The sequence below is a fragment of the Streptococcus sanguinis genome, from assembly GCF_001078705.1.
Classification (GTDB): Bacteria; Bacillota; Bacilli; order Lactobacillales; family Streptococcaceae; genus Streptococcus; species Streptococcus sanguinis_D.
Genome location: NZ_CDMW01000001.1, coordinates 1,068,290 through 1,091,092, shown reverse-complemented (window position 1 = coordinate 1,091,092; position 22,803 = coordinate 1,068,290). Strand labels below are relative to the sequence as shown.

Sequence of the window (22,803 nt, the reverse complement as noted above, 5' to 3'; positions counted from 1 at the left end):
TTTTTTACGAATAAGAAAGTGAGGTGAAAAAATGAATAATTTTGAGATTTATAAAATGAAAAAAGCTGGCTTGACCAATCATCAGGTTTTAAATGTTTTGAGATACGCTGAGAGTAGAGATGGCAAGCTTTCTCTGCGAGATAAGGCTGTCGTATCTGAGTGCCGCAATCCCGCTCTCTTTATAGAGAAGTATAAACGGCTTGATTTACCAGCTTTGAAGGAAGAATTTGAACTTTTCCCGTCCTTTTCTATCTTAGATGATATTTACCCTTGGGATTTATGCGAGATTTATGATGCCCCGACTTTATTATTTTATCAGGGAAATCTAAATCTACTAGAATTGCCCAAGGCTGCAGTCGTTGGCAGTCGAGACAGCAGTAAGCAAGGAAACGCCTCTGTACAAAAGATTATCAAAGAGCTAAATAATGAATTAGTTATCGTCAGCGGGCTGGCTCGAGGGATTGATACAGCGGCTCATATGGCTACCCTGCAAAACGGAGGTCAGACCATTGCTGTCATCGGGACGGGATTAGATGTCTTTTATCCTAAGGCCAACAAAAAATTACAAGCTTACATTGGCAAAAATCATTTATTGCTGACAGAGTATGGTCCGGGTGAACAGCCCTTGAAATTTCATTTTCCAGCGCGGAATCGTATCATCGCCGGTCTCTGTCGAGGCGTCATCGTGGTAGAAGCCAAGATGCGATCCGGCAGTCTGATTACCTGTGAGCGAGCCATGGAAGAAGGGCGTGATGTCTTTGCTATTCCGGGGTCCATTTTAGATGGAAAATCTGACGGTTGCCATCATTTGATCCAAGAGGGTGCAAAGTGCATTACATCAGGCTCTGACGTTCTTTCTGAGTTTGATTTTTAAAACAAGTTTTCCTATAAGAAAAGTTGGCAGTTGACATCTATCAAAAAATAGTTTAAACTCTATGAGATTTATTTCTTATAGAAGGTGTCTAAATTGGTAACAAAAACAAAGAAAAAGTCTACGACCAAGAAAAATCTTGTCATCGTAGAGTCGCCTGCTAAGGCAAAGACAATAGAAAAATATCTGGGACGAAACTACAAGGTTCTGGCCAGTGTCGGGCATATTCGTGATCTGAAAAAGTCTACGATGTCCATTGATTTTGAGAACAACTATGAGCCGCAATATATTAATATTCGTGGTAAAGGTCCATTAATTAATGACTTGAAAAAAGAAGCCAAGAAAGCTAAGCAAGTCTTTCTGGCAAGCGACCCGGACCGCGAAGGAGAAGCTATTTCTTGGCATCTGGCTCACATTCTTAATTTGGATGAGAAAGAGAAAAACCGTGTCGTCTTCAATGAAATCACCAAAGATGCGGTCAAGAATGCTTTTAAAGAGCCTCGCCAGATTGATATGGATCTGGTCGATGCACAGCAGGCTCGCCGAGTTCTGGACCGCTTGGTTGGTTATTCCATTTCTCCTATTCTCTGGAAGAAAGTCAAAAAAGGTTTGTCAGCTGGTCGGGTGCAGTCTGTCGCTCTCAAGCTGATTATCGACCGGGAGAATGAAATCAATGCCTTCAAACCAGAAGAATACTGGACGATTGACGGAACCTTCAAGAAAGGAACCCGTCAGTTTCAGGCCAGCTTTTACGGTATGAACGGTAAAAAGATGAAGCTGACCAACAATGACGAGGTCAAAGAAGTTCTGTCTCACCTCAAGGGTGATGACTTTACAGTCGACAGTGTCGAAAAGAAAGAGCGTCGACGCAATGCTCCGCTGCCCTACACGACTTCCTCTATGCAGCAGGATGCTGCTAATAAGATTAATTTCCGGACTCGTAAGACCATGATGGTGGCTCAGCAGCTCTATGAGGGGATTAATATCGGTTCTGGCGTACAAGGTCTGATTACGTATATGCGTACCGACTCGACTCGCATCAGCCCTGTGGCGCAAAATGAAGCAGCAAGCTTTATCACGGATAAATTTGGCGCTAAATATTCTAAACATGGCAGCAAGGCTAAGAACGCTTCTAGCGCTCAAGATGCCCACGAGGCTATTCGTCCTTCCAGCGTTTTCAATACACCAGAAAGCATCGCAAAGTATCTGGACAAGGATCAACTTAAGCTCTATACGCTGATTTGGAACCGTTTTGTAGCCAGCCAAATGACAGCAGCAGTCTTTGATACTATGAATGTTAAGTTGGGGCAAAATGGGGTCCAATTTGCTGCCAACGGCAGTCAGGTCAAGTTTGATGGCTATCTGGCTATTTACAACGACTCTGACAAGAATAAAATGCTGCCAGACATGGAAAAGGGTGATACCGTCAAACGTGTTAATACCAACCCAGAACAGCACTTTACCCAGCCACCTGCACGTTATTCTGAAGCGACTCTTATCAAGACTTTAGAAGAAAATGGTGTTGGCCGACCGTCTACCTATGCACCGACCATTGAGACCATTCAGAAACGCTACTACGTTAAACTGGTTTCCAAGCGCTTTGAGCCGACGGAACTAGGTGAGATTGTCAATGCTCTGATTGTCGAATTCTTCCCAGGCATTGTAAATGTGAAATTTACAGCCGAAATGGAAGCAAAACTGGATGATGTAGAAGTTGGAAAAGAGCAGTGGCAGAAAGTCATTGATGAGTTTTATCGACCTTTTGAAAAGGAAGTCGCTAAAGCCGAGACCGAAATGGAGAAAATCCAAATCAAGGACGAACCAGCTGGTTTTGACTGTGAGGTCTGTGGCAGTCCCATGGTCATCAAGTTGGGTAGATTTGGCAAGTTCTACGCCTGCAGCAATTTCCCAGACTGTCGTCACACTCAGGCTATCGTCAAGGAAATCGGCGTGACCTGTCCACAGTGCCAGAAAGGTCAAGTTATCGAGCGTAAGACTAAGCGAAATCGCATTTTCTATGGCTGTGATCGTTATCCAGACTGTGATTTCACATCTTGGGACAAGCCAGTCGGTCGGAACTGTCCAAAATGTGACCATTATCTGATTGAAAAGAAAGTTCGTGGTGGCGGCAAGCAAGTGGTCTGCAGCAATGGCGATTACGAAGAAGAAAAAGTGAAATAGTTGTTTTTTACATAATTTATATTACGTAAAACATTTTTTTGAAGAAGAGGTGCAGTTTTATGACAGATAAATTTGCAGAATTTCTAAAAATCGCGTCTCAACTAAACAAGATGGAAATTGTTCCACTGCTGATGGGTTCCTTGGGGCTGGAGCAGGTTACTGGTCAGGACTGGCAGGCGCGGGATATTGATATTCATGTTCATGGTGATGAGCGTGGCTGGGAAGCACCAGATGAAGAACGTATTTATGATATGGATAAGATTGAGCCTATGATGGAGCGCTTGGGCTATCGCTTAGTCGATCTGCACGAGCATGAATTTCAAAAAGAAGGCTTATCAATTGAATTTGGAGGCATGGAAACCTTGGAGGCATTTTCAGGTGTGTCAATAGCGGAGCTATCTCGAAAAGAAGTTGAAGGTGTTGAGTTTCTACTGCCGACAGCAGAGCAATTTTTAGCTATCTACCGTGCTTCTTCCCAAGATTCTTATCGAAATGAAAATAACAATCATAAGGATTTTGCTAAGATTACTTATTTGGAAAAAATGACAAAATGATAGACGGACGGAATCCTCCTGTCTGTCTTTTTTACTATCTTTTTGTTATAATGGTCAGAGTGAAAATCTAGAAATATCCAAGGGAGAGTATCATGTCATCATCCTATATCAATGTTATCGGTGCTGGTCTAGCTGGCAGTGAAGCAGCTTACCAGATTGCTAAGCGTGGCATTTCAGTTAAACTTTATGAAATGCGGGGTGTCAAGTCGACGCCTCAACACAAAACTGCGGACTTTGCAGAACTGGTCTGCTCCAACTCTTTGCGAGGAGATGCGCTGACCAATGCAGTCGGTCTGCTCAAGGAAGAAATGCGACGGTTGGACTCGGTCATCTTAAAGTCAGCAGAAGCGACTCGGGTGCCAGCGGGTGGTGCTCTAGCGGTTGATAGAGAAGGGTTTTCGCAGATGGTGACGGAGCTAGTGACCAATCATCCATTGATTGAGGTCATTCGTGAAGAAATCACCGAAATTCCAGAGGATGACATCACAGTCATTGCGACAGGACCATTGACCAGCGATGTTTTAGCAGAAAAAATACACGAGCTCAATGGAGGCGATGGTTTTTATTTCTACGACGCAGCTGCGCCGATTGTTGATGTCAATACCATTGATATGACTAAAATCTATCTCAAATCCCGCTATGATAAGGGGGAAGCAGCTTATCTCAATGCACCTATGACTAAGCAAGAATTTATGAATTTCCATGATGCTTTGGTCAATGCTGAGGAAGCACCGCTCAATTCCTTTGAGAAAGAAAAATACTTTGAAGGCTGTATGCCTATTGAAGTTATGGCTAAGCGGGGCATTAAAACAATGCTTTATGGACCGATGAAGCCAGTTGGTTTAGAATATCCAGATGACTATCAAGGCCCTCGAGATGGTGAATATAAGACGCCATACGCTGTGGTGCAGCTTCGTCAGGACAATGCAGCAGGTAGTCTTTACAACATCGTCGGCTTCCAAACTCATCTCAAGTGGGGAGAGCAAAAGCGGGTCTTTCAGATGATTCCTGGCCTTGAGAATGCAGAATTTGTCCGCTATGGAGTTATGCATCGAAACTCTTACATGGACTCTCCAAATCTGCTTGAACAGACTTTCCGCTCTAAGAAACAGCCAAATCTTTTCTTTGCTGGTCAAATGACTGGAGTTGAAGGCTATGTCGAGTCAGCAGCTTCTGGTTTGGTTGCTGGTATCAATGCCACTCGACTCTTCAAGGGAGAAGAAGCGCTTGTCTTTCCAGAAACAACAGCAATCGGCAGCCTGCCTCATTATGTTACCCATGCTGACAGCAAGCATTTCCAACCTATGAATGTCAATTTTGGCATTATCAAAGAGCTGGACGGCCCTCGGATTCGTGACAAGAAAGAGCGCTATGAGAAAATTGCTGAGCGCGCCTTGCAGGATTTACAGCCTTATTTGGATAAATAATCCATTTTCTATCATTATCTAATAAAAATCATCAAAAAGTTAGGAAATTCCTAACTTTTTTGCTTAATTTGTGATATAATAAATAAAAATTTTGAAAATAGAAAGTTTTCTGAAAATGAATAAATCCTATTTTTATCTTGAAATGAAAACGCATGAATTAGTCGTTCCTTATACCAAGCAAAAACGCCGTGTCCGCGTCTTGCTTCCAAAGAACTATAGCCAGGACACAAATAAGACGTATCCCGTCGTTTATTTTCATGACGGACAAAACGTTCTCTATAGCAAGGAGTCTTTCAGCGGCCATTCGTGGAAAGTCATTCCGACAATCAAACGCAATCCAGATATTGAAAAAATGATTGTCGTGGCTATTGATAACGATGGCCAACGCCGGATGAATGAATACGCAGCTTGGAAGTTCCAAGAGTCCAATATTCCCGGCATTCAGTTTGGCGGCAAGGGGACAGAGTATGCGGAGTTTGTCATGGAAGTTGTCAAGCCTTTTATTGATCAGCATTATCGGACCAAGTCAGATCGGCTGCATACGGCTATGATTGGCTCTTCTCTTGGGGGGAATATCAGCCAGTTTATTGGTGTTGAATACCAAGATCAAATTGGCTGTCTGGGCATTTTTTCATCAGCTAATTGGTTGCATCAGGAAGCTTTTGACCGTTATATTGAGAGAAAGAAACTTCAGGTAGACCAGCGAGTTTTCATTTATGTTGGGACGGAAGAGGCTGATGATACAGATAAGACATTGATGGCGGGCAATATCAAGCAGGCCTATATTGATTCATCGCTCAGCTATTTCCGACAGCTACTTGTGTCTGGGGTAGATTTGTCCAATATCCAGATTAAAATCCAGTCTGGAGCTATTCACAACGAGATCGCTTGGGCGGAGCACTTGCCGGACTGTTTCCGTTTTATCGGCGAAAAATGGTAATTTAGTCAAACAGTGAGAAAGAGGTATAAACTATGCATGTAGAATTTTTAAGTCATTGGAGTGGCAATCTAGGCCGTGAAATGTATGTCAATCGCTATGGCCACGCTGGGCTCCCGATTATAGTCTTTGCATCATCAGGCGGCAGCCACAATGAGTATGCTGACTTTGGTATGATTGAGGCCTGTGCAGGTTTTATCGAAGCTGGTAAAGTCCAGTTTTTCACTCTCAGCAGCGTTGATAGCGAGAGTTGGCTGGCTGACTGGAAGCATCCTCACGACCGAGCAGAAATGCATTGTGCCTATGAGCGTTATGTCATTGAAGAGGCAATTCCTTTCGTCAAACATAAGACGGGCTGGTTTGACCCTATGATGACGACAGGATGCTCTATGGGGGCTTATCATGCGGTAAATTTCTTCCTCCAGCATCCAGATGTTTTCAATAAAGTGATTGCCCTCAGTGGTGTCTATGATGCACGTTTCTTTGTCGGTGACAATTTGAATGACGAAGTCATTTATCAAAACTCGCCAGCTGACTATATCTGGAACCAAAATGATGGCTGGTTTATTGACCGCTATCGACAGGCGGATATTATCATTTGTACTGGCTTGGGCGACTGGGAGCAGGATGGCCTGCCTTCCTTCTACACGCTGAAAGAGGCTTTTGAGCATAAGAATATTCCAGCTTGGTTTGCTGAATGGGGGCATGATGTTTCCCATGACTGGATTTGGTGGCGTAAGCAAATGCCTTATTTCCTTAATGAACTCAACTTTAAAGGAGGTTTCCTATGAATTATATCGTTATTTCTCCCTACTATCCTCAAAATTTTCAGCAGTTTACCGTGGAGCTGGCTAACAAAGGAATCACTGTTCTGGGAATCGGTCAGGAGCCTTATGACCAGCTAGATCAGCCTTTGAAGGATTCATTGACCGAATATTTCAGAGTAGAAAATCTTGAAAATCTTGACGAAGTCAAAAGAGCGGTGGCCTTTCTCTTCTATAAGCATGGGCATATTGATCGGATTGAGTCTCATAACGAATACTGGCTGGAACTGGACGCTGAGTTGCGTGAGCAATTCAATGTTTTTGGAGCAAAACCAAAAGACTTGAAAAAGACCAAGTTCAAATCTGAGATGAAGAAGCTCTTTAAAAAAGCAGGTGTTCCAGTCGTACCCGGTCAGATTGTCAATACAGAAGCTGGGGCAGATTTGGCTGTCAAGAAACTTGGTCTTCCTTTGATTGCCAAGCCTGATAATGGAGTGGGAGCAGCTGCGACCTTTAAGCTTGAAACAGCAGAAGATATCGAACGATTCAAGCAAGAATGGGATCATCAGACAGCTTATTTCTTTGAAAAGTTTGTCCAGTCTGGCGAAATCTGTACTTTTGATGGTTTGGTAGATAAGGACGGTCAGATCGTCTTTGCAACCACCTTTGACTATGCGCATACACCGCTGGATTTGATGATGTATAAGATGGACAATTCCTACTACGTTCTCAAGGATATGGATCCAAAACTGCGTGCTTATGGAGAAGCGATTGTCAAAATCTTCGGCATGAAAGAACGTTTTTTCCATATTGAGTTCTTCCGTGAAGGTGATGATTATGTAGCCATTGAGTACAATAACCGTCCAGCCGGTGGCTTTACCATTGATGTCTATAATTTCGCTCACTCAATCGATCTTTACAGAGGCTATGCAGCGATTGTAGCAGGAGAGCCTTTCCCAGCTGCCCACATGGAGCCCTTGTTCTGTCTGGCAACCTCACGCCGTGCATCAACGAACTATGCTTACCCTGAAGCTGACTTGCTGGAGAAATACCGAGATAACTTCAAGGTTAAAAAAGACATGCCAGCTGCATTTGCGGAGCTGCAAGGTGACTACCTTTATATGCTGACAACACCAAGCCGCGAGCAGATGGAGCAGATGATTGCAGATTTTGCTAAACAGGCAGATTAATCAGAAGCATGCTCTGCTATTATTTTCGTATAACAGTTTCAAAATAGTAAAAACTACTCTAGCACAAAAAGTTCGTGAAATTTCTGTTTTGGTGCCTAAAACCAGTTTATCCAATGGATTGACTGGTTTTTCTTTGTGAAATATAAATGAGCAAAAGTTTTGACAGTGCTTACAGCTTTAGATAGAATTAAATAGAAGAATTATGCTTAGAAAGGCAAAAAAATGGCAACTTTAGATAAAGATCTTTTGTTAGAGATGTTCCGTAAGATGGAAGAAATCCGTCGTATGGACTTAAAAATTGCTCAACTTGTAAAAAAAGGAAAGGTTCCTGGAATGACTCACTTCTCAGTAGGTGAGGAAGCAGCCAATGTCGGTGCTATGCTGGCCTTAAATGAGGATGATTTACTGACTTCTAACCACCGGGGACACGGTCAAGCTATCGCCAAAGGAATCAACCTCAACGAAATGATGGCTGAAATCCTAGGGAAATACACCGGGACCTGTAAAGGAAAAGGCGGTTCTATGCACATTGCGGACCTAGATGCTGGAAACCTTGGTGCTAATGGTATCGTAGGTGGCGGAATGGGAATTGCTGTTGGAGCAGCTCTGACCCAGCAAATGCAGAAGACAGGCAAGATTGTTGTCTGCTTCTTTGGTGACGGTGCTACTAACGAAGGCGTCTTCCACGAAGCGGTCAATATGGCTTCCATCTGGAATCTACCCGTTATTTTCTATTGTATCAATAACGGCTATGGTATTTCTGCTGACATCAAGAAAATGACCAATGTAGAGCACATCCACGAGCGCAGCGCAGCTTATGGTATCCCAGGTATGTTCATCGAAGATGGCAATAATGTTCTGGATGTCTATGAAGGATTCCAAAAGGCTGTGGAGCATGTTCGCAGTGGTAAAGGACCTGTCTTAATTGAGAGTGTGACCTATCGTTGGTTGGGACACTCGTCTTCTGACCCAGGTAAATACCGTACTCGTGAAGAAGTAGAAGAATGGAAGAAAAAAGATCCAATCGAAAATCTTCGTAAATACTTGCTGGAAAACAAGATTGCAAGCGAGGAAGAGCTGGAAGCTATCCAAGCCGGAGTCAAAGAAGCAGTAGAAGCATCTGTGAAGTTCGCAGAAGAAAGCCCGTTCCCGCCGCTTGAATCTGCCTTTGAAGATATTTACGCAGACTAAAGAGAGGAGAAAAAGAAAATGGAAACTAAAACTATGTCTTTTCGTGACACCATTATCCTCGCTATGTCTGAGGAAATGCGTCGCGATGAAAATGTACTCTTGATGGGAGAAGATGTCGGAGTCTTTGGTGGAGATTTCGGAACATCTGTTGGTATGCTGGAAGAGTTCGGACCAGAGCGTGTACGTGACTGTCCAATTTCGGAAGCAGCTATCTCTGGCGCAGCAGCTGGAGCAGCTATGACGGGGCTGCGTCCAATCGTAGACATGACCTTTATGGACTTCTCTGTAATCGCTATGGATGCTATTGTCAACCAAGCCGCTAAAACGCGCTATATGTTTGGCGGAAAAGGACAAGTCCCAATGACTGTCCGTTGTGCGGCAGGTAATGGAGTTGGGTCAGCGGCTCAGCACTCTCAGTCTTTGGAATCTTGGTTTACCCACATTCCAGGTCTTAAGGTAGTCGCTCCAGGAACTCCGGCTGATATGAAGGGGCTTCTCAAGGCTTCTATCCGAGACAACAACCCGGTCATTATCCTGGAATACAAGTCTGAATTTAACCAAAAAGGCGAAGTGCCACTGGATCCTGAGTATGTAATCCCACTTGGTGTTGGTGAAATCAAAAAAGAAGGTACCGATGTAACAGTTGTTACCTACGGAAAAATGCTTCGCCGTGTCATGCAGGCAGCGGAAGAATTGGCAGAAGAAGGCATCTCTGTAGAAGTGGTCGACCCACGTACATTGGTGCCGCTTGATAAGGATATTATCATTAATTCCGTTAAGAAGACTGGCAAGGTTGTTCTGGTTAATGATGCCCACAAAACAAGTGGCTATATCGGAGAGATTTCAGCGATTATTTCTGAGTCTGAAGCATTTGACTATCTAGATGCTCCAATCCGCCGTTGTGCAGGTGAAGATGTGCCAATGCCTTATGCGCAAAACTTGGAAAACGCGATGATTCCGACCGTTGAAAGCATTAAAGACGCTATTCGGAAGACATATCATAAAGAATAAGGTATAATAAAGAAAAGGCTTTCTTATGAATTAGATTACATAAATTATTTTATGTAATCTAATCTTGTGTAGAGGGTCAAAGTAGCTAAAATTTTACTAATTACAGACAAACGTTAGTAACTTGAGATACGTTTCGTATCCAAGTTACTTGTAGAGCTGAACAAGGGCTAAAAGTTCGGAAAAAAGATAAATCTTCTTGGCTTCATCGAAGCCAGCGTCGATTTCCTATTTTTCAAGTCCTTAGTTTCATGTAATTGAATTCGGACGGAGGTCTGTGAAAAAAAGATAGATTTCCTTGTGTTCATCGAACACAAAGTCAATCTCCTATTTTTTCATTGTCCTCTGCGTCCTTAATATCTTATAATAGAATTGGAGAGGTCATGGCTGATGATAAGCTAAGAGCGACTCCTGCAGCTAGAAAGTTAGCGGATGATTTGGGAATCAACCTCTATGATGTTTCTGGTTCAGGTGCAAACGGTCGTGTCCACAAAGAAGACGTGGAAACTTATAAAGATACAAATGTGGTGCGCATTTCACCACTGGCAAAACGAATTGCCCAAGAACACAATATTGCTTGGCAAGAGATTCAAGGAACTGGCCATCGTGGCAAGATTATGAAGAAGGATGTTCTTGCCTTCTTGCCTGAGAATGTTGAGAGCGACACAATCAAATCTCCTGCTCAAATCGAAAAAGTGGAAGAAGTGCCTGATAATGTCACTCCTTACGGTGAAATTGAGCGTATTCCAATGACGCCAATGCGGAAGGTTATAGCTCAGCGGATGGTAGAATCTTACCTGACGGCGCCAACATTCACCCTTAACTATGATGTTGATATGACAGAAATGCTGGCCTTGCGTAAAAAAGTGCTAGATCCAATCATGGAAGCAACTGGCAAGAAAGTAACTGTCACAGATCTGCTTTCGCTAGCTGTTGTGAAGACACTGATGAAGCATCCGTACCTCAACTCGACCTTGACAGAGGATGGCAAGACCATTATCACACACAACTATGTCAACCTTTCAATGGCAGTCGGTATGGATAATGGCCTGATGACACCAGTTGTCTACAATGCAGAAAAAATGAGCCTATCAGAGCTTGTGGTAGCCTTTAAAGATGTAATCGGACGTACCTTGGAAGGCAAGTTAGCTCCAAGCGAGCTGCAAAACTCAACCTTCACAATCAGTAACTTAGGAATGTTTGGCGTTCAGTCCTTTGGGCCCATCATCAACCAGCCTAACTCTGCTATCTTGGGTGTGAGCTCAACGGTAGAGAAACCTGTCGTTGTCAATGGCGAAATTGTTATCCGTCCAATTATGAGTCTTGGCTTGACCATTGACCACCGTGTAGTTGACGGAATGGCTGGAGCTAAGTTTATGAAGGACTTGAAGGCTTTGATTGAAGACCCAATTTCAATGTTGGTATAAGATTTTCTTTGCTATTCTAAAAAGCAAAGAGTCCTTAGCAAATGAAAAACTAGTTAGAAAAGGAAAGAAAAATGTCTTTAGAAGTAATTATGCCAAAAGCCGGCGTGGATATGACCGAAGGGCAAATTGTCCAATGGAATAAGAAAGTCGGCGAATTTGTCAAAGAAGGAGAAATCCTTCTGGAAATCATGACTGACAAGGTCAGCATGGAATTGGAAGCTGAAGAAGACGGCTATCTGATTGCCATTCTCAAAGGAGACGGTGAAACCGTCCCAGTAACAGAAGTCATCGGTTACTTGGGAGAAGAAGGAGAAAATATCCCAACTGCTGGCGGCTCTGTTCCTGCGGAAGCACCAGCTCCTGCACCAGCGGCAGCAAACACAGATGATGATAAGAGCGATGATGCTTACGATATCGTTGTTATCGGTGGCGGACCTGCTGGTTATGTAGCGGCTATCAAAGCAGCCCAGCTAGGTGGCAAGATTGCCTTGGTTGAGAAGTCTGAGCTAGGCGGAACCTGCTTGAACCGTGGTTGTATCCCTACTAAGACTTACCTGCACAATGCTGAAATCATTGAAAACCTTGGTCACGCTGCTAATCGCGGTATCATCATCGAAAATCCAAGTTTCACAGTAGACATGCACAAGGTCCTTGAAACTAAAAATAAGGTTGTTAATGCGCTTGTCGGCGGTGTTGCAGGCCTTCTCCGCAGCTATGGCGTAGATGTTCATAAGGGAATTGGTACCATTACTAAAGACAAGAATGTTCTTGTAAACGGCAGCGAGCTGCTAGAAACGAAGAAGATTATCTTGGCTGGTGGTTCCAAAGTCAGCAAGATCAATGTTCCTGGTATGGAATCATCTCTCGTTATGACTAGTGATGATATTCTGGAAATGAACGAAGTGCCTGAAAATCTTGTAATTATAGGCGGTGGTGTTGTAGGTATTGAGCTTGGCCAAGCCTTTATGACATTTGGCTCAAAAGTCACTGTTATCGAAATGATGGACCGCATCGTACCAGCTATGGATGCGGAAGTTTCTAAAAACCTTCGCCTCATCTTGGAGCGCAAGGGCATGACAATTCTGACTGAAACCAAGTTGGAAGAAATCATCGAAGAAAACGGCAAACTCCGTATCAAGGTTGAAGGAAAAGAAGATATTCTAGCAGATAAGGCCCTTCTTTCTATCGGACGCGTGCCAGACCTAGAAGGCATCGGTGAGGTTGAATTCGAACTGGATCGTGGTCGTATCAAGGTCAATGAGTATATGGAAACTTCTGTTCCAGGTATTTACGCACCAGGTGATATCAATGGTACTAAGATGCTGGCTCATGCAGCCTTCCGTATGGGTGAAGTTGCTGCTGAAAATGCTCTGAAAGGAAATCATCACGTTGCTAAACTCAACCTAACTCCTGCAGCTATTTACACCCTGCCAGAAGTAGCAGCAGTTGGTTTGACAGAAGAGCAAGCTCGTGATAAATACGATGTAGCGATTGGTAAGTTCAACTTTGCTGCTAATGGCCGTGCTATCGCTTCAGATGCAGCTCAAGGCTTCGTTAAAGTCATTGCTGACAAGAAGTATGGTGAAGTGCTCGGTGTTCATATCATCGGTCCTGCAGCCGCAGAATTGATCAATGAAGCATCAACCATCATCGAAATGGAAATCACCGTAGAAGAAATGCTTAAGACCATCCACGGTCACCCAACCTTCTCAGAAGTCATGTACGAAGCATTTGCGGACGTACTGGGATTGGCAGTTCACTCACCTAAGAAAAAATAATTTAAAAGATAGATTAGACTGGGCATAAATCATTGTTCCAGTCTCTATCGTATAAAGAGGAAGCTTATGAAATACATTGTTAACTACTCAAATGATACAGCTTTTAATATTGCCCTGGAAGAATATGCTTTCAAACACCTCTTAGACGAGGATGAAATTTTTCTGCTCTGGATTAACAAACCCTCTATCATCGTGGGCCGCCACCAAAACACTATTGAAGAGATCAACCGTGATTATGTTCGTGAGCATGGCATTGAGGTCGTGCGTCGCATCAGTGGTGGTGGAGCTGTTTATCACGATTTAAACAACCTCAACTACACCATCATCTCCAAGGAAAGCGAAGATAGAGCTTTTGACTTTAAGAGTTTTTCTACCCCGGTTATCAATACCCTGGCAGAGCTTGGTGTAAAGGCTGAATTCACTGGCCGTAATGACCTAGAGATTGATGGCAAGAAGTTCTGTGGCAATGCGCAGGCCTATATCAATGGCCGTATCATGCACCATGGCTGCCTACTCTTTGATGTTGATTTGTCTGTCTTAGCCAATGCGCTTAAGGTTTCTAAAGACAAGTTCGAATCAAAAGGAGTTAAATCTGTCCGTGCACGCGTGACAAATATTGTCAATGAATTGCCAGAAAAGATTACTGTCGAAGAATTCCGTGACTTGCTTCTGGACTATATGAAGAAAGAATATCCAGAAATGACAGAATATGTCTTCTCTGAGAAAGAACTGGAAGAAATCAAGCAAATCAGAGATAGCAAGTTTGGAACTTGGGACTGGAACTACGGTAAATCACCTGAATACAACGTGCGCCGTGGCACCAAGTTTACCAGCGGTAAGGTAGAAATCTTTGCCAATGTTGTTGAATCCAAGATTCAGGATATTAAAATCTATGGAGACTTCTTTGGCATTGAAGACGTAGCAGCAGTAGAAGATGTGCTACGCGGCGTTAAATACGAACGCGAAGATGTGCTCAAGGCCCTTGAAACGATTGATATTAGCCGCTACTTTGCTGGAATCAGCAGAGAAGAGATTGCCGAAGCTATCGTCGGTTAAAATATGACATAAAGAAAACCAAGCTCTCGAAGAGTTTGGTTTTTCATGTAAACAGTATATTTCAAATCAACAACATTCTTACGTTTCCTTGACCAGCTAGTTTTCTCTAGGCTTTATCTACCAGATATGATAAAATGATAGGTAATCAGAGAAAGAGGTGTCTTGATGCAGAAAGTCCCAGTAGAAAGCCTTGGTCTATTTGAGCAGTTGGACCGCACAGTTGTAGCTTTTCTGAAGAAAAAACCATCTCCTAATCCAGACAATTTTTATGTTAGCATATCTTCAGAAGATTATGAGAAAAAGAAAGAAGAATTTGAAAAATCAGGCTATCAAGCCGTGGAATTGCCGCTTGGCATGGCGTTAGATAATGTTATTCAGCAACCTTCTTTCCAAAACCTTGTCATTGGCGGACTCTACATGGTAGATATCCTCGTTCCCAAAGAAGACCTGATGCCCTTGAAGGATCTTGTAGACAGCTTTTGTATCATGTTTGCAGCAGCTAATAATCGAATAGAGAATATCAAGGCTTACGATCTGATGAAGAGTAAAACGGTCTATTTTATCGGAAAACTCTTCATGGATAATCCTCATCAAGGAGATGAAATTAGCTTCGAAGGATTGAATAGAGAGACAGCAGAAGGATCCTACGAAGCGGTCAAATGCTTCCTAACTAGAGAAAGCGCTGAAAAGTACAACTCTAAAAATCGACCTGTCACAGCAGCAAATCTAGAACATCTCAAGCACTTCTGGGGCAAATCGCTAATTGTTGAACCGCATCGGAATTACTGGATTGAATTTTTATAAGATAAAATAGCGAAACATCTATCAGTGTTGTTTCGCTATTTTATTGTTATCATTCAATACATATCTTAAACATATCTTAAATTATGTAATTTTATAATTTATCTAAAGCATTCTTTTGCTCATCATTGACAATGTGGGTGTAGAGGTCTGTTACCTGAGTGCTAGCATGCCCTAGCTGATGACTGACAAGAACTTGAGATTTGGTTGCATCGTATAAACGTGTGGCAAGAGTGTGGCGGAGTTTGTGAGGAGTAACTCGCACCTTGAAGTCCTCAGAATACTTAGCTACCATTTTTTCGACACTGGAAGCATCGATTCGATTAGGGATGCCACGATATTCAGTTAAAAAGAAGGCTGTATCAGTCTTTTCTGCCTTGTATCGTTTGCTTCGAATACTCAGATAGTCTTCTAAATAGGGCTTAGCAAAAGCAGCAACATTGACAGAGTCTCTTTTACCACCTTTTCTTGTCACTTCAATGACCATAATTTTGAGATTGATGTCTTTCAGGTCCAAATTAACGGCTTCAGATAGACGAATACCAGAGGCTAGCAGCAAGGCAATGATGGCTAGATCACGTTCTTTGTTCTTGTTAAAAGAAGACAGAGCGCGATTAGAGAGCTTCTTAGGGTACTCCGTATCAATATACTGGAGGAATTCTTCTGTCTCATCTCCTAAAAAGAGCTTCTGCTTAATATTCTCTGCACGAGCAGCCAGAGTTTCCTTTTTCTTCTTAGTAGCAACCTTCTTCATCACATTTCGATAGAAGTAGGGCTCACCCTGCTCGTTTTCCACTTCCTCCGTTAAATATTTGTATAAGCTGGACAAAGCTGAAAGAGTCCGGTTGATGGTTGTCTGGGAAACACCGTTTTGGGTCGTATTAGCGTTTAGAAGCGGACGCTCCCGCAGATACAGAATGAAAGCCTCCATGTCTTTCTTGGTCATATTTTCCAAGACCGAGAGAGGGATCTCAGCAATATGCGAAGCATCTGTGATACCAGATTCTAGCACCCAGTTAAAAAAGCGATCATATTCTTTGAGATATTCGTATAAGGTTGTAAAACTATAAGGCACCGCCAGCTTAGACTGGTAATATTCTAAAATGTACCAGGGCATAGTAGCCTTGAGTTTATCAATTCTTTCTAACAACAGTTCACGTCTCATCATATTTCTCCGTTTTTTCTTTAATAGTAGTATAGCATATCTAGATATATTTTTCAAGAAAATTATAGTTTTTCGGAAAGATTATAGAGGGAAGTAAGAAATCTGACTTTACTACAAAACAAATAATAAAAACAAGACAGAATTGAGAAGCTAAACTCTGTCTTGTTTTACCTAAAACTTATTCTTCTAATTCGATTTTTTGAAAATAATCCAGTTGCCATTTTTGTGTTGCCCTAGCTGTTTTATTTAAATTTGTGCACCAGGACGGATAAAACCGCATAGCCATTTTTCCTTTACAATCCTTTGTAGAAAGAATTTTGTTACTGATAGCTACCTCTTTGGGAATAATAAATAAACCGCAATGACAGTCGTCGATAACGACAATAACCAGTTCATCACCCAAGTCTCTATCAGTATAAGGAATATTCTTGTTGTCTTGGTCTTTTTTTCAAAAGACTGTAAAGTAGCCTTCTTTTTTGGGTGTTTTCTTTGCCAAACGGCATCTTTTATATTCTTGATTATCCTTTGGCTTAATTAAAATGCTTTCATAGTCTTCATTCCATTTTTCATTTATCAGATCGAAGTCGCCATAACATCTAAGAATGTCTGTCATTTTCATTGTTGTTTTATTGCCTTTCTAATTTTTACTAAAATTAAATTATGTAAAATAATTACTAGAATAAAAACTCCCTAATCAAATCAACTACCTGTTCATTTTGTGGCAGAGAGGAATGATGAGCATCCTTGCCTACGATGACGATCTCTCTGTGTGAAGCAATCTTTCCTTTATAAATCAAACTTCCAGCTGCTACACTGCTTTTATGGACAATTCCGTCTCCATCTCGGAAAAAGATTCCCAAAATCGACAAATGCTGAAGCTTCTTAGGCAGTTTTTCCTGGTTGGCTACAAAGTCATCTAACATCGCAACTCGATGATTGAGATTTTTCTTGTTCAGATTATAAGGACTGCCAATAGTCAGGAGCTTTTCCATTTCTAGCTCAGAATGGTTTGCAAGGTATTGCTGTAGGAATACTGTATAAATCAGACCACCGTTAGAATGCCCCAACGCCTTGAAGCTGTTAAAAGAGTACTTCTCTCGCAAGACAGTCAAGGCAGCGTCAAACATGGCCGCCTGCTGCTTGATATTTTCATAACCATCGCGATTATTTTGAAAGCCAACCACAAAAATAGGATTTTTGTCCTTGCGCTTCAAATGCCCACGATAAGTCATATGTCCGTCATTCCAGACTTTAATACGGACCAGACTATGACGCGGATGTTGATTGCGATTGAGTTTTTTAACCATTCGATTAAAACGATTCTCAGTCGCCGAACTACCTGGAATCATGATAATAGGACGTATTTTGACCTTGCTGGCAGGTAGATGAGAAATAGGGTGGGAAGGCAGCTTATTCAATAATTTTTGAAAGGTTTTAGCAAGTCGATGAATCAATCGAGTCAAAAAAGGCTTCATTCTAGTCTCCGTATCTGAATCTGATGTTTCCAAAAACAAGCCACATAGAACTTAGTTATGCGACTTGTTTTTTTGTTATTACTTCCGCTTCTTCTTGTTTTTCTTCATTTGCTTGGCCATCTTGTTCATGCTGCGGCGCATCAGGAACTCTCCAGCCTTACCCTTAAGACCGCCACCAAACATTTGGCTCATATCCGGCATGCCGGCTCCTCCTAAGCCTGACATATCTGGCATACCGCCTTGGCCCATCATGCCTTCCAGAGCTGACATGTCGGGCATTCCTCCGCCACCAGGCATGTTCTTAGGCATATTGTTTGGATTGAGCCCCATTTGCTTCATCATCTTGCTCATATCGCCTGACAGAACGCCCTGCATCATCTGCTTAGCTTGATTGAAGTCTTTGATAAATTTATTGACATCAACGAAACTGTTACCTGAACCATTGGCAATCCGACGGCGACGGCTAGGACTCAGCAAGTCAGGATTTTCCCGCTCAGCTGGTGTCATAGAGGATACGATGGCGCGCTTGCGGGCAATTTCTTTCTCATCCACTTTGATATTCTTGAGGGCAGGATTATTGGCCATACCTGGGATCAGCTTGAGCAAATCTTCCATAGGTCCCATGCCTTGTACCTGATCCAGCTGATCAATGAAATCATTGAAATCAAAGGTGTTTTCCCGCATCTTTTCAGCCATTTCAAGCGATTTTTTCTCATCGTATTCTTGAGAGGCTTTTTCTATCAGAGTCAGCATGTCCCCCATGCCTAGAATCCGGCTAGACATGCGGTCTGGGTGGAAGGTTTCGATGTCAGTGATTTTTTCACCGGTACCAGTAAATTTAATAGGCTTCCCAGTAATCTGACGGACAGACAGGGCTGCACCACCACGAGTATCACCATCAATCTTAGTCAGGATAACCCCGGTCACCTCCAGTTGACTGTTAAATTCTCGAGCGACATTAGCCGCTTCCTGACCAATCATGGCATCGACAACCAAGAGGATTTCATTCGGATTAGCCAGCGCTTTGACATCTGACAGCTCCTGCATGAGCTTTTCGTCAATCTGAAGACGCCCAGCCGTATCAATCAGGACATAGTCATTGTGGTTGGCTTTTGCCTGCTCCAAACCTTGACGGACAATCTCAACAGCTGGAACTTCTGTACCCAAAGCAAAGACAGGTACATCAATTTGCTGTCCAAGTGTTTTCAGCTGATCAATTGCCGCTGGACGGTAAATATCCGCCGCAATCATGAGCGGACGAGCTTTTTCTTCTTTCTTGAGCTTATTAGCAAGCTTTCCGGCAAAGGTAGTCTTACCAGCCCCTTGCAGACCAACCATCATGATAATAGTCGGAATCTTTGGTGACTTGATAATCTCAGCAGTATCAGAACCCAGGATAGTTGTTAGCTCTTCGTCAACAATCTTGATAATCTGTTGCGCTGGATTGAGGGTATCGATAACCTCATGGCCGACAGCGCGCTCACGGACTTTCTTTATAAAGTCTTTGACAACTGGCAGGGCAACGTCGGCTTCTAAAAGAGCCAGACGAATCTCTTTGGTTGCTTCCTGGACATCACTCTCTGAGATTTTTCCTTTTCTGCGCAGATTTTTAAAGACGTTCTGCAAACGTTCCGTTAAACTTTCAAATGCCATTTTTTATTTCTCCTAGTTTCTATTTCAATCAATTCAGTGGAAATTTTCCAAAACGTGTTAAACAAGCAAATTCCTCGGCAGAGACTTCTTTCATAATCTCATTAGGGTAGCCCCAGCAGCTGAAGCCTTCTTGCATTGCCTTAGAAAGATCGTCAGGGGAGATGAGTTGTACCCTAGCAGGAAAAGGTTCTTCCAACTCTAACAGCCAGCAAGACATTCCCTTGTAGATAACTTGTTTAGCCATGGTCACTCTCGGTTGTCAATACCAGACAGAATCCCGATCTGCTCCTGAAGATAGCTGTCGTCAGGGTATTTCTCTGTAATCTGGTCAAATATCTGACTTCTGACAATGTAGTCCGAGTACATGTGCAGCTTTTTCTCATAGTCTTCCAGAATCTTCTCTGTCCGTTTGATATTATCATAAACGGCCTGACGGCTAACACCAAACTCCTCGGCAATCTCCGCCAGACTGTAATCATCTGCATAGTAGAGTTCAATATAGTTCATCTGCTTGTCAGTCAAAAGCGCCGCATAAAACTCAAAGAGAGCATTCATTCGGTTTGTTTTTTCAATTTCCATAAGAAACATTATACCAGAAAAGCATGATAAACTCTAGTCTGACAAGGGAAATAAACACTCGAAATATGAGATTGCAAAACTTCAATCAACTTTTTCTGCTGAGTAAAAGACAAGTTAAAAACTCTTAGTGATAACTAAGAGTTTTGCAATAATTAATTGTTTTCCAAATAAAATTCAAAACGATCGCCAACATATTGGCTTTTTACATATTCAAAAGCTGTTCCGTCATCAAAGTAAGAAATCTGAGTCAGTCCTAAGATGGCATGGCCGCGGGGAATATCAAGGTAATTGGCGATTTTTTCCTTAGCCAACCGAGCATAAATAGTCTGCTGAGACTTGCCGATCTTATAGCCATGTTCCTGCAAGGTCTGGAAGAAATGACTGGTCACCTCTTCTTTTTTAAAATTCTTAATGAACTTCTCTGGAATTGAAGCCACCTCGTAAACCACCGGCAAATCGTCAGCGTAGCGAACCCGCTCCATCCGAATGACATTTTCCGTCTTGTGGATGCCTAGCTTCACCACTTCCTGCTCACTTGGCAGAGTACGTCGATAAGAAATGAGCTGGCTGGATGGTGTTTTACCTTGTGCTTTCATGATTTCTGTGAAGCTGGTAGTGCCGCGCATTTTTTCCTGAACACGTGTGCTGGCTACGAAGGTTCCGCTACCGACTCGACGCTCCAGCACTCCCTCCTCAACCAAGAGTGTAATAGCCTGACGCAGGGTCATACGACTAACTTTAAAAGTTTCGGCTAGATCTCGCTCGCTGGGCAGGCGCTCCCCAATCTCCCAAACGGCATCGTCGATGTCTTTCTTAATCTGATCATGAATTTTAATATATGCGGGTAACATGTCGGCTCTTCTTTCTTATTTGGTACCTCCCTTTATTTTAGTACCAAATACTTCAAATGTCAAACTAAATATTGAAGAGCGGAGGCTTTTCTCACGAATTCAGTTGTTTTGTCAAAAAAGATCAACATTTTAAGAGCTTGTTTATTTAATTTTAGTCAGAGATAGCATTGGCGTCCATGACAAGTCGGTCTAAACAAACGATAATAGCAAACTAAAGTCTCATATTCGTTTTTTCATCACACTTACTCCTTATTACCTTGGAAAAATTCCTTTTTTGTGATAAAATGAGGGGAAAAGATTACTTCTTTTAAGAAAGGGAACAGATGACTACTAGAACTGAATTGCAAGATGTCGAAAAGATCATCGTGCTTGATTACGGAAGCCAGTACAACCAGCTGATTTCACGCCGCATTCGTGAAATCGGTGTTTTTTCTGAGCTCAAGAGCCACAAGATTACCGCTGACGAAGTCCGTGCTATCCAGCCTGTCGGGATTATCCTTTCCGGCGGTCCAAATTCTGTATATGAAGACGGCTCCTTTGATATTGACCCAGAAATTTTCGAGTTGAGCATCCCGATTTTGGGGATCTGCTATGGTATGCAGCTTTTGACTCACAAGCTGGGCGGCAAGGTTGTCCCTGCTGGTCATGCTGGAAATCGTGAATATGGTCAGTCAACTCTGTCACATACCGCTAACTCCAGCCTTTTCAAGGGAACACCTGAAAGCCAGCTAGTTCTTATGAGCCACGGAGATGCAGTAACAGAGATTCCTGCTGACTTTGTCCGTACTGGTACTTCTGCTGACTGTCCTTTTGCGGCGATTGAAAATCCTGCTAAGAAAATCTACGGCATTCAGTTCCACCCTGAGGTTCGTCATTCGGAGTTTGGCTACGATATCCTGCGCAACTTTGCTCTGAATATTTGTGGAGCCAAAGGCGACTGGTCTATGGATAACTTCATTGACATGGAAATTCAAAAAATCCGCCAAACCGTTGGTGACAAAAAGGTGCTGTTGGGACTTTCTGGTGGTGTAGACTCTTCTGTTGTCGGTGTTCTCTTGCAGAAAGCAATCGGTGATCAACTAATCTGTATCTTTGTGGATCATGGTCTTTTGCGTAAAGGTGAAGCTGACCAGGTCATGGATATGCTTGGCGGCAAATTTGGTTTGAATATCGTCAAGGCAGACGCAGCTAAACGTTTCCTTGATAAACTAGCTGGTGTTTCTGATCCAGAGCAAAAACGTAAAATCATCGGAAACGAGTTTGTCTATGTCTTTGACGACGAAGCCAGCAAACTGAAAGATGTGAAATTTTTGGCTCAAGGGACTCTCTATACAGACGTTATCGAGTCCGGAACTGACACCGCTCAGACTATCAAGTCTCACCATAACGTTGGTGGTCTGCCGGAAGACATGCAGTTTGAGCTGATTGAGCCGTTGAACACACTTTATAAGGACGAAGTTCGTGCTTTGGGTACAGAGCTTGGTATGCCTGATGAAATTGTCTGGCGACAGCCATTCCCAGGACCAGGACTCGCCATTCGTGTCATGGGAGAAATTACCGAAGAAAAATTGGAAACCGTCCGCGAATCCGATGCTATTCTCCGCGAAGAAATTGCAAAAGCTGGTCTTGACCGCGACATCTGGCAATACTTTACTGTTAATACTGGCGTCCGATCTGTTGGGGTCATGGGAGACGGCCGGACTTACGACTACACAATTGCGATTCGCGCTATCACTTCTATCGATGGTATGACAGCTGACTTTGCCAAGATTCCTTGGGATATTCTGCAAAAGATTTCTGTTCGTATCGTTAATGAAGTAGACCATGTCAACCGCATCGTCTATGATATCACCAGCAAACCACCTGCAACTGTAGAATGGGAGTAAAAAGCAAAT

Annotated in this window: 20 protein-coding genes and 1 pseudogene; 14 read left to right on the top strand and 7 right to left on the bottom strand. The window is 42.8% G+C overall.

Going from position 1 to position 22,803, the window contains the following annotated elements:
- Window positions 1-31: 31 nt before the first annotated feature.
- The 13 genes from dprA (at window position 32) to SSV_RS05330 (ending at window position 15,188) form a co-directional block, all read left to right on the top strand.
- The gene (gene dprA / locus SSV_RS05390; protein WP_072073985.1) at window positions 32-874 is read left to right on the top strand and encodes a DNA-processing protein DprA; all 843 of its coding nucleotides are present in this window, start codon (window positions 32-34) and stop codon (window positions 872-874) included.
- An 84-nt stretch (window positions 875-958) separates the two neighbouring features.
- Window positions 959-3,052 (top strand): type I DNA topoisomerase, encoded by a 2,094-nt coding sequence (topA, locus tag SSV_RS05385; RefSeq protein WP_072073984.1) that lies wholly within the window; start codon window positions 959-961, stop codon window positions 3,050-3,052.
- 59 nt (window positions 3,053-3,111) lie between these two features.
- Window positions 3,112-3,606 (top strand): LSm family protein, encoded by a 495-nt coding sequence (locus SSV_RS05380; RefSeq protein WP_072073983.1) that lies wholly within the window; start codon window positions 3,112-3,114, stop codon window positions 3,604-3,606.
- A 92-nt stretch (window positions 3,607-3,698) separates the two neighbouring features.
- Window positions 3,699-5,033, top strand: coding sequence for a methylenetetrahydrofolate--tRNA-(uracil(54)-C(5))-methyltransferase (FADH(2)-oxidizing) TrmFO (gene trmFO / locus SSV_RS05375; RefSeq protein WP_072073982.1), 1,335 nt, complete (start codon window positions 3,699-3,701; stop codon window positions 5,031-5,033).
- A gap of 115 nt (window positions 5,034-5,148) precedes the next feature.
- On the top strand, window positions 5,149-5,973 hold the full coding sequence (locus SSV_RS05370) for an alpha/beta hydrolase (protein ID WP_072073981.1): 825 nt from the start codon (window positions 5,149-5,151) through the stop codon (window positions 5,971-5,973).
- A 32-nt stretch (window positions 5,974-6,005) separates the two neighbouring features.
- The gene (locus tag SSV_RS05365; RefSeq protein WP_072073980.1) at window positions 6,006-6,761 is read left to right on the top strand and encodes an esterase family protein; all 756 of its coding nucleotides are present in this window, start codon (window positions 6,006-6,008) and stop codon (window positions 6,759-6,761) included.
- The gene (locus tag SSV_RS05360; RefSeq protein WP_072073979.1) at window positions 6,758-7,924 is read left to right on the top strand and encodes an ATP-grasp domain-containing protein; all 1,167 of its coding nucleotides are present in this window, start codon (window positions 6,758-6,760) and stop codon (window positions 7,922-7,924) included. Before SSV_RS05365 ends, SSV_RS05360 begins: the two co-directional genes overlap by 4 nt.
- Before the next feature lie 222 nt (window positions 7,925-8,146).
- A complete protein-coding gene (locus SSV_RS05355) occupies window positions 8,147-9,115 on the top strand; it encodes a thiamine pyrophosphate-dependent dehydrogenase E1 component subunit alpha (RefSeq protein ID WP_002906568.1) in 969 nt (322 codons plus the stop codon).
- Between the two features lie 18 nt (window positions 9,116-9,133).
- Entirely contained in the window at window positions 9,134-10,126 is a 993-nt protein-coding gene (locus SSV_RS05350; RefSeq protein WP_009660433.1) for an alpha-ketoacid dehydrogenase subunit beta, read from the top strand.
- A 380-nt stretch (window positions 10,127-10,506) separates the two neighbouring features.
- Window positions 10,507-11,550, top strand: coding sequence for a dihydrolipoamide acetyltransferase (locus tag SSV_RS05345; protein WP_002913560.1), 1,044 nt, complete (start codon window positions 10,507-10,509; stop codon window positions 11,548-11,550).
- 71 nt (window positions 11,551-11,621) lie between these two features.
- Entirely contained in the window at window positions 11,622-13,328 is a 1,707-nt protein-coding gene (lpdA, locus tag SSV_RS05340; protein WP_072073978.1) for a dihydrolipoyl dehydrogenase, read from the top strand.
- A gap of 66 nt (window positions 13,329-13,394) precedes the next feature.
- The gene (locus SSV_RS05335) at window positions 13,395-14,384 is read left to right on the top strand and encodes a lipoate--protein ligase (RefSeq protein ID WP_002895497.1); all 990 of its coding nucleotides are present in this window, start codon (window positions 13,395-13,397) and stop codon (window positions 14,382-14,384) included.
- 165 nt (window positions 14,385-14,549) lie between these two features.
- Entirely contained in the window at window positions 14,550-15,188 is a 639-nt protein-coding gene (locus tag SSV_RS05330) for a hypothetical protein (RefSeq protein WP_072073977.1), read from the top strand.
- 91 nt (window positions 15,189-15,279) lie between these two features.
- On the opposite strand, the gene xerS is transcribed toward SSV_RS05330, so the two are convergent.
- The 7 genes and pseudogenes from xerS to SSV_RS05295 all read right to left on the bottom strand — a co-directional run bounded on the left by xerS (window position 15,280) and on the right by SSV_RS05295 (window position 20,908).
- The gene (xerS, locus tag SSV_RS05325) at window positions 15,280-16,350 is read right to left on the bottom strand and encodes a tyrosine recombinase XerS (protein WP_072073976.1); all 1,071 of its coding nucleotides are present in this window, start codon (window positions 16,348-16,350) and stop codon (window positions 15,280-15,282) included.
- Window positions 16,351-16,528: 178 nt separating this feature from the next.
- Window positions 16,529-16,969 (bottom strand): annotated as a pseudogene (locus SSV_RS05320) (MepB family protein).
- Between the two features lie 55 nt (window positions 16,970-17,024).
- On the bottom strand, window positions 17,025-17,825 hold the full coding sequence (locus SSV_RS05315; protein ID WP_072073975.1) for an alpha/beta hydrolase: 801 nt from the start codon (window positions 17,823-17,825) through the stop codon (window positions 17,025-17,027).
- Window positions 17,826-17,903: 78 nt separating this feature from the next.
- Complete coding sequence (ffh, locus tag SSV_RS05310; RefSeq protein WP_049547722.1) at window positions 17,904-19,478, bottom strand: signal recognition particle protein; 1,575 nt, start codon at window positions 19,476-19,478, stop codon at window positions 17,904-17,906.
- Between the two features lie 28 nt (window positions 19,479-19,506).
- The gene (locus tag SSV_RS05305; protein ID WP_072073974.1) at window positions 19,507-19,722 is read right to left on the bottom strand and encodes a 2-oxoglutarate:acceptor oxidoreductase; all 216 of its coding nucleotides are present in this window, start codon (window positions 19,720-19,722) and stop codon (window positions 19,507-19,509) included.
- Between the two features lie 2 nt (window positions 19,723-19,724).
- Window positions 19,725-20,057: a putative DNA-binding protein gene (locus SSV_RS05300; protein WP_032907526.1), complete on the bottom strand. Its 333-nt coding sequence runs from the start codon at window positions 20,055-20,057 to the stop codon at window positions 19,725-19,727.
- 152 nt (window positions 20,058-20,209) lie between these two features.
- The gene (locus SSV_RS05295) at window positions 20,210-20,908 is read right to left on the bottom strand and encodes a GntR family transcriptional regulator (RefSeq protein ID WP_004191301.1); all 699 of its coding nucleotides are present in this window, start codon (window positions 20,906-20,908) and stop codon (window positions 20,210-20,212) included.
- Window positions 20,909-21,231: 323 nt separating this feature from the next.
- On the opposite strand from SSV_RS05295, the gene guaA reads away from it, so the two are divergent.
- On the top strand, window positions 21,232-22,794 hold the full coding sequence (gene guaA, locus SSV_RS05285) for a glutamine-hydrolyzing GMP synthase (protein WP_072073973.1): 1,563 nt from the start codon (window positions 21,232-21,234) through the stop codon (window positions 22,792-22,794).
- Window positions 22,795-22,803: the final 9 nt, after the last annotated feature.